Consider the following 8,599-nt stretch of genomic DNA (forward strand, 5'->3'; position numbering starts at 1 on the left):
TATAGGTATAAAACTACTTTAGTACTGCTTGCCTCTACCCTAACAATATCTCAGGCAAATGCAGTGTCTGTCTACTTAGAAAAAGACATAATAGAAGATCAAGTAAAAACCTCCAAAATTACCGGTAAGGTAAAAGATGCTAATGGTAACCTACCTGGGGTATATGTATCAGTTAAAGATACCAATAAGGCTACCTCAACTGATCTAGAAGGTAACTTTTCAATTGAGGTAGCTAAGGGACAAACCTTAGTGTTTTCAATGATTGGATTTAAAGATTATTCAATTGTTTATAATGGTCAAAGTATTGTAAATGTAACCTTAAAACAAGATACAAGTACACTAGATGAAATCGTCGTTAATGCGGGATATTACTCTGTAAAAGATAGAGAGCGAACAGGAAGTATTGCCCGTGTAACCGCCAAAGATATTGAAATTCAGCCTGTAACAAACCCACTTCAAGCCTTACAAGGAAGAGCTCCTGGAGTTAATATTACAAATATAACTGGTATAACTGGAGGTGGAATAGACATTGAAATTAGAGGACAAAACTTCATGGGAGCAAAAACAACAGGAAGGAATATTCCATTTTATGTAATTGATGGAGTTCCCTTTTTATCACAACCCTTAGGGATGAACAATGGAAACTTATCCCTTGATTTATTCAATGCTAATATTAGCCCATTAAATGCTATTAATCCACAAAACATTGAGAGTATTGAAATCCTTAAAGATGCAGATGCAACAGCAATCTATGGATCGCGTGGAGCTAATGGTGTTGTACTTATTACAACTAAAAAAGGAATCCAATCTAAAACCAATTTTACAGTTTCATCTGCTGTTGGTTTTAGCAAAGTTTCTAAGTTCCTTAACATGATGAATACCCAGCAGTATATCAAAATGCGAGAAGATGCTTATGCTAATGCTGGTAGAGACATACCTGCAAATGCCTTTGATATCAATGGAGCTTGGGATAGAAATAGGTATACCAATTGGCAAAAAGAACTAATTGGTGATACAGCTACTATGCAAGAAGTATCTTTAGGCGTAAGAGGAGGAAATGAATNCTACAAAAGAAACTCTTTTATAGCCAGTTATAATTACAAAAGTAAAAGTAGAAGGCTATCTGTAAACTCTTCTACTTCCTACTCTAATCAGAATAACAATTTACCTACATCTGATTTAACTAAAAAAGCGACAGCTCTTGCTCCTAATGCTCCAGCTTTATACAATGAGGATGGAAGTCTTAACTGGCAAAATGGTACTTGGTTTAATCCCATGGCAGAGTTAAATAGTTATTATGAGAATAAAACCTCAACTATTATACTAAATTCTAGCATTTCTTATGAGCTTTTTAAAAATCTTTATACAAAACTAAATCTAGGACATACTACGAATCAATTTGAGGAAAGAAAGATTATTCCACATACAATGTTTAATCCAGCAGCAAACCCTACTAGTGAAAACTCAGAATCATACTTGTCTAATGAGAATCACAAAAGTTTTATAATAGAACCTCAACTAAATTATATTATATCAAAAGATAAGCACCTTATAAACACACTCATAGGAACATCTTACCAACTAACAGACTCAGAGTCCTTTAGGTTCATTGGCAAAAACTTTACATCTAACGCATTTATAAAAAATATTGGAGCCGCTAAAGAAAAAACTATCTATCCTAATAAAAAAAATCAATATAAGTACGCTTCTGTGTTTACAAGAATTAACTATTCCTTCGATTCAAAATACTTCATTAACCTAACAGCTCGTCGTGATGGATCAAGTAGATTTGGAAACGATTATAAATTTGGAAACTTTGGAGCTATTGGTGCTGCTTGGATATTTACTAAAAATAATTTTGCTAAAAAAATCACCTGGTTATCTTTTGGTAAACTTCGATTAAGCTATGGAATAACTGGTAGCGATAATATTGGAAACTATGCCTACTTAGACACTTATACTGTTGGGACAATATACAACGATACTCCTACATTAAAACCTACAGCTCTTTTTAACCCTAAATACAAATGGGAGAAAACAAAGAAATTTGAGATTGCTACTGAACTTAGCTTCTTCAACGATCATTTAAACACTACTATTGCTTATTACAACAACAAATCTTCAGATCAATTAGTTGGATTAACATTACCTACAACTACAGGCTTTTCAAATATTACAGCTAACTCACCAGCAGTAGTAGAAAATAAAGGGTGGGAGTTTTCAATTTTCAGTCAAAACATAAAAAACAGGGAATTCTCATGGACAACAAGTTTTAATATTTCCTTTCCTAAAAACAAACTTAAATCATATCCTGGCTTAGAGGAAGGTACTGAAAGAAGTTTTTATGTAATTGGAAAACCATTAAATATCGTTAAACTATATGAATATGAAGAATTAGATCCAGAAACAGGTAATTTCTTGTTTAAAGATTATAATGAAGATGGAAAAATAACATCTGCTGATAAGCAATATGTAGCTGATCTATCACCAAAATTCTATGGAGGATTACAAAATACTATTTTCTACAAAAACTTTAGTCTAGATTTTTTATTCTATTTCACAAAAAGAAATAATTACAATATTAATAGATACTATAGCTCTCCAGGAGCCGGACTTCTAAACCTACCAGAGGTTATGACAGACTATCATTCATCTCTTAACCCTAATGCTACGTATATGCCTGCTAACATTAGCAATCCTAATAATGCTCTTTTAAAACCATTTATAGAAAGTACTGCCACGATTTCTGATGCCTCTTATGTTAGGCTTAAAAATCTTTCACTATCCTACACTTTACAAATTCCGAAACTAAATATAGAATCCTTAAAAATATACCTACAAGGTCAAAATATTTGGACACTTTCATCTTATAAAGGAATGGATCCTGAATTTATCTCTTTCGGAGGATTACCTCCCCTGAGAACATTCACTTTTGGAATTCAATTAACTTTTTAAAACTAGAAATATGACACACTACACAATACAATATAGAACAGTTTATGCTACTTTAATTAGTATACTATTATTTACTACTTCATGTACAAACTTAATCGAGGTAGACCTACCTACTGATAAGATAGATAAGTCTGAAGTTTTTAACGACATGGCCACGACTAAAGCTGCATTAAACAATCTTTACTTAGATTTTTATTCCTCTTCTATCTTCAGCAAAGCTAATAATGGAGCAAGTTTTAATTTAAGTCTTTTTACCGACGAACTAGATTTTTATGGTACAAATAGTTCTACTAAGGATATGTACGAGAATAATATTTCTGATATTCATTCTAACATCACCTCTTGGTGGAATACCTCTTACCAAAACATATACTCTATAAATTCTTTTATAGAAGGAGTGAGTAATTCCTCTTATCTAAATAGTGATTTAAAAAGACCACTCTTAGGAGAAGCCTATACACTCAGGGCATTATACTTCCATTATCTATCAATACTCTATGGTGACATTCCTTATACAACATCAACAAATTATAGTTACAATAAATCTCTAAACAAGATGCCATATCAAGAAGTTCTATTACAAATAGAATCTGATCTTAATAAGGCTATAGATCTACTAGATTATTCTTATAGAGACCCAAACAAGTTCTATATCAACAAAGCTGTTACGCAATCTATACTAATAGAAAACTACATTTTTCAAGAACAATATAATAAAGCAGAACAAATTTCTCGTTTAATACTAAACCAGAACCTTTACGAGATAGAAGAAAACCTTAGTAGAACCTTTAAAAAAGATTCTAAAAGCACTATTTGGCAAATTTCACCAAAATTCGCTTCAAATATTACACAAGAAGCTTCACTTTATCTTTTTTCAAATTTCACGCGATATAGTGCTACAATAACAGACAATCTTTTAAACCTTTTCCAAGACCATGATAAAAGAAAACAAGATTGGTTGCAAAAAATCACTTTATCCAACCAAGAATTCTATCAAGTATACAAATACAAAAATCAACACAACAATACAGATGAATTTTCAGTTTTCTATAGAATTGAACAAACTTACTTTCATCTAGCTTATTCTCTAGCGATGCAAGGAGATGTTAAACAAGCTATTGAGACATTAAATCTTTTGAGACAAAAAAGAGGTCTCGACAACCTACCGCTTAATTTAAGTAAGCTAGAATTTACTACTAATTATCTAGAAGAAGGCACTAGAGAGTTTTTTACAGAAAATGCAAGAAGATTTATTGATTTAAAAATCACTAATAGACTAAATGATATAAAACTAACTAAAACAAATCTTCAGCCTTATCATAACCTACTCCCTATTCCATTTAGACAAATAGAAATCAATAAAAATCTACTTCCAAACAACCCAGGGTACTAATCTTTTAAAAACGCAAACAATGAATACAAAAATAATCGTAGCTACATATTTAATACTATCATTTTGTCTTTTTTCTTGTCAAGAAAACAAACGAAGTAATTCTATTGAATCTGAACAGAATTATTCCCAAGAAAACTTAGATGGCAGTATAACAATTCAAGGAAAAGTAACACTCAAAGGAAATCAAAAAGCTCCTTTAGGTGTTACAACCATGAATGTAAAAAACAAATGGGTTTACACTAAGGATATGTCTAAACCATCCGCAAAAAAGAAAAGGATAGCACTAGGTGAGAATAAAAGAGTTTTTATAAACAAAGATGGGTACTACAAAATAACAATTTCTAAAAACGATACTCTTGCACTTATTCCTGCTCCCTATTTATACAAAGCACCTAAGCATATAACTGGTCTTACTAAAAGTCAAACTATTAATATAGAACTTGAAGCTTTACCCTTAGAAACTGTTGAGGACTTTAAAAAACAAAATCCTTTAGGATATCAAGTATTTTATAATCAATTGAAAAGTGTTAATCCAGATAGTTTAATTACTATTTCTGGTACCGTTTATAGTGCAAAATCTAAAAAACCTTTGAATAATATATCTGTAGCTACAAGCTTTATAGCTAATACAAATGGAGTAGCTACATTTCGCTTAACAGATAAATACGGACAATTCACAATACAATCACCTAAAAACAATCATATTGTAATTAATGGGTTAGCTAGGAATTATGTTTCATTTGTAGCTATAAACGATACAATCATTAATATTAAATTGTAACAAATGAAGTCTAAACTATTGACATACACGTACCTTAGTATTTGTTTTCTTTTCATTCAAAAAGGAAGTGCTCAAAAAAACAACAATGATTTTTTTGAAGATTCAACGTGGAGTGTTCTAGCCCCTCTAATTTTATCTCCAGATGGACAATGGGCTGTAGTTGGAAAAAAATTCAATGATAACCCTAAGCCAAATCAAGTTTTTTTCATAAACACCGCTACTAAAAAGAAAAAAGATCTCACCCATTTTTCAAATTTTTACAAATCACTACTAAACAATGGTCTTGTTATTGGAAACATAAAAAAAGATCTTGCAATCTTTTCTCTAAACCAAAACGATTCTCTCATAATTAAAGACATTAAGAAGTTTGATACTAGCAAAGATCATAATCTACTTTACTATATAAACAGTAATAATGAGCTTCTTATTACTAAACTTAATGAAGCTTTACCTAGAACCAAATTAAAGCTCTTAATAAAAGGTATAAACAAGTACTACCTCTCACCAGATTCAAATACAATTATTGCTCTTAATAAAAAAAATGAATTATTGTATATAGACTTAAAAAAATTCACTTATAACAAGCTACTTACAATTGATGCTAAAATAGCATATTTCAAATGGAATATTAACCAAGATGGATTCGTATTTAAATCTGACAATAAGATCCATATTGTAGATCTACTAACAAATCATGTTAATAGCATTGCTATTCCTGATAGTGGTGAAATCGAAAATTTAAAGCTTAGCTTTTTTATGAACAATGATTTATATTTCTCATACCAAATCAATACAAGTCAAGTAATTAAGGAAAGTGATTTTGTTGATATTTGGCAAGGCAACTCAAAGCTTCTTGTGCATAGCAACTTTAAACCTAAATTTGAAAAAGTATACAAATCATTTATATATCAAAATCACAACAAAAAGCTTATTCAACTTGATAGAAATATTGACAAAGATTACATAAATATTGGTATTCCTGGTTACTTACTTTCATATAACTATTTTAAAGACCAAGAGTTTAATACTTATTTCCCCCCCATTGAATACTCACTTTATGATATTCAAAAAAAAGAAAATGTTCTTAGTTTAGCATCTGTTAATCAAAAACCTTTTTATCCTTCTGTTAGTGGAAAATACATCTTATATGCTACAAACTACAACAAAAGTAAATGGGAAATACTAAATATATCAACTCTTCAGAAGCATACATTTAATGTTGATCAACCTAATATAGGGGGATTGCTCCCTATATGGTCAAGTGACTCCGAAACAATTATCTACCCACAATACGGCAATTTATATTCTTATAATATAAAAAGTAATAAAACTATTAAACTAACTAAGTTTAAACAAAAAGACAGTGCCGTAATAGGTAAGATAATTAATACTAAATCTATTCCATCTTTTTCTAAATATATAGACACTAATAGTCCTGTTTATCTAACAATTAATCAAGACCAAAAAAAATATCTTTATATCTATGATCAACATAAAGTTAAACCGGTTTACAATACGGATAAACATTTATCTTTTAATAAAACACATAACCGTAGCTCAAGCGATGATGGAACTACACATATATTTACTATCGAAGACTATAATCTTCCAACAAAAATCCTTAGCATTCAAGATAAAAAAATTAGTACATTAATCGAATCTGATATAGATAAAGACCTTTATTCATGGCGAAAAAGATTAGATTTTACATTTTTTGATAAACTTAACAAGAAACTGCATGGATACTTATTCTATCCTAAAAACTATAATCCTAAAAAGAAATACCCAATGATTGTTCAAATTTATGATCTAGGATTACATTCTCCATACAACGAATTTTCTATTCCTGTTCCTGTAGCTTCAAATAGTGGATTTAATAGCTCTTTACTCACAGAAAATGATTTTTTTGTACTAAGGGCACAAACTTATGTGACAGAAGAAGGTCCTGGTGTTAGTGCCGTCGATTGTGTTACTGCAGCTGTTAATAAATCATTAGAAGTTGAACCAAGCATAGATAAAGATAATCTAGGCCTGATAGGGCATTCTTTTGGAGGGTATAAAGCTGCAGCTGTATCTGTACTTTCTAATATGTTCAAAGCATCAGTCGCTGGAGCTGGGGCATATGATTTTATAGGTGGATTTATGTTTAGGTATAGCTATTATAGAAAAATGCCAGATTGGTTTATGGCTGAAAACTCTCAATTTAATATGGGGGTAAAATTCTCGGAAGATCCTGAAAAATACTATAGAAACTCTCCAATACTTAATGCTCATAAAACACAAACTGCGATGCTTTTATTCACAGGTTTACAAGATGAAAATGTTAACTGGGAAAACACTAGAAAAATGTTTATTGCTTTAAAAAGAGAACAAAAACCCGTTATTGCACTTTTTTATAAAGATATAGTTCATGGCATTTCTAATATAGAACCAAAAGAAAATCATGATTTAAGTAAAAGAGTTTTAGATTGGTTTGATTACCATTTACAAGGTAAAACGAACATACCTTGGATAAAAAAAGGACTTGATTATAATACATATTCAATCAGTCCACTTTAACTATTGAAGAAGGAGGCCTTAACAAGACCTCCTTTTATTACCTATAGTTTAATTCTTATAAGTTTTCATCTTGATAAAGTTCAGCATAGTTTCCAAACGCATCCTTTCCCCATAAGTAATGATTCATACCTTCCACTATAGTAGAACATCTTTGAGCAGTTACTTCTAAAGTACATTCACCTTCATCAATTTCTCCCACTTTTGAATAGATATAATTTGAAGTCCCAGGCTCTAAAACTCTAATAAAAATCTCTCCGCTATAAGGATTTTGTGGCTGCTCAAAAACCGCTAATTTCACATTAGTTTTCACCTCACTAGCATTCACTGAGAATGCACCTACAGCTAGCATTGCAATTAAAGCTAATGGAGCTAGTAGGTTTTTTATAAATTTTTTCATGATTTTAAATTTTAAATTTAAGCAAGTAGATACTCTATCCACTGCTATTGAATATTGTTGGTTAGATTTTAAAGGTTAATAGATTTTATTGTGATAGCTGATTCTTTTGGCCGCAAAGTATCAGTCCTGATGATTTACAACCTTGAGCTACATAGGCTGTAATAGTTGCTTTTCGCTTTTAGAAAAACCTCCCTGTTCCCAAGTGTTTTTCTAAAGCCAATACAATTATTATTTTATTACTCTACAAAGCTCTAAACTATTTTTGACTTTTTTATCCCAAAAAAGGACATTATTATCCCAAAAAGGGACAATCTTATCCCAAAAAAGGACAAACGCACTTTTTTAAGGTAATTTCTTACTTAAATAATTGATAGTCGCTTGGATTTAATTCTTGATCTTTATTAAATGCTCTGATAAAAACCTTATAACTTTCATAACCGCTAAATTGGGCTATTTGTGAGACTGTGTATGGGGTGAAAAACAAAAGATAAAGACCTTTGAGTAGTCTTTGTTT

General features: G+C 30.7%; 5 protein-coding genes. 4 read left to right on the top strand and 1 reads right to left on the bottom strand.

Features of this window, described 5'->3' with window-relative positions; genetic code table 11:
* Positions 1–24 precede the first annotated feature (24 nt).
* From GJV77_RS14215 to GJV77_RS14230, 4 genes are read left to right on the top strand one after another with little or no spacing between them, the layout of a single operon-like run.
* The gene (locus GJV77_RS14215) at positions 25–2,955 is read left to right on the top strand and encodes a SusC/RagA family TonB-linked outer membrane protein (protein WP_240142895.1); all 2,931 of its coding nucleotides are present in this window, start codon (positions 25–27) and stop codon (positions 2,953–2,955) included.
* 10 nt (positions 2,956–2,965) lie between these two features.
* Positions 2,966–4,348: a RagB/SusD family nutrient uptake outer membrane protein gene (locus GJV77_RS14220; RefSeq protein WP_155036994.1), complete on the top strand. Its 1,383-nt coding sequence runs from the start codon at positions 2,966–2,968 to the stop codon at positions 4,346–4,348.
* A gap of 19 nt (positions 4,349–4,367) precedes the next feature.
* Positions 4,368–5,129 carry a hypothetical protein gene (locus tag GJV77_RS14225; protein ID WP_155036995.1) on the top strand — a complete coding sequence of 254 codons (762 nt, stop codon included), beginning with the start codon at positions 4,368–4,370 and terminating at the stop codon, positions 5,127–5,129.
* 3 nt (positions 5,130–5,132) lie between these two features.
* Positions 5,133–7,688, top strand: a complete 2,556-nt coding sequence (locus GJV77_RS14230) for an alpha/beta hydrolase family protein (RefSeq protein ID WP_155036996.1) — start codon at positions 5,133–5,135, stop codon at positions 7,686–7,688.
* Positions 7,689–7,743: 55 nt separating this feature from the next.
* Here GJV77_RS14230 and GJV77_RS14235 read toward each other — a convergent pair whose 3' ends face one another.
* The gene (locus GJV77_RS14235) at positions 7,744–8,085 is read right to left on the bottom strand and encodes a hypothetical protein (protein ID WP_155036997.1); all 342 of its coding nucleotides are present in this window, start codon (positions 8,083–8,085) and stop codon (positions 7,744–7,746) included.
* Positions 8,086–8,599 lie beyond the last annotated feature (514 nt).

The organism is Myroides pelagicus (genome assembly GCF_009711055.1).
Lineage (GTDB): Bacteria > Bacteroidota > Bacteroidia > Flavobacteriales > Flavobacteriaceae > Flavobacterium > Flavobacterium pelagicum.

What these genes read in the sequence shown, in the direction of transcription:
- GJV77_RS14225 (WP_155036995.1), top strand. Translation starts at nt 4,368, where the DNA reads ATGAATACAAAAATAATCGTAGCTACATATTTAATACTATCATTTTGT.
- GJV77_RS14230 (WP_155036996.1), top strand. Translation starts at nt 5,133, where the DNA reads ATGAAGTCTAAACTATTGACATACACGTACCTTAGTATTTGTTTTCTT.
- GJV77_RS14220 (WP_155036994.1), top strand. Translation starts at nt 2,966, where the DNA reads ATGACACACTACACAATACAATATAGAACAGTTTATGCTACTTTAATT.
- GJV77_RS14235 (WP_155036997.1), bottom strand. Translation starts at nt 8,085, where the DNA reads ATGAAAAAATTTATAAAAAACCTACTAGCTCCATTAGCTTTAATTGCA.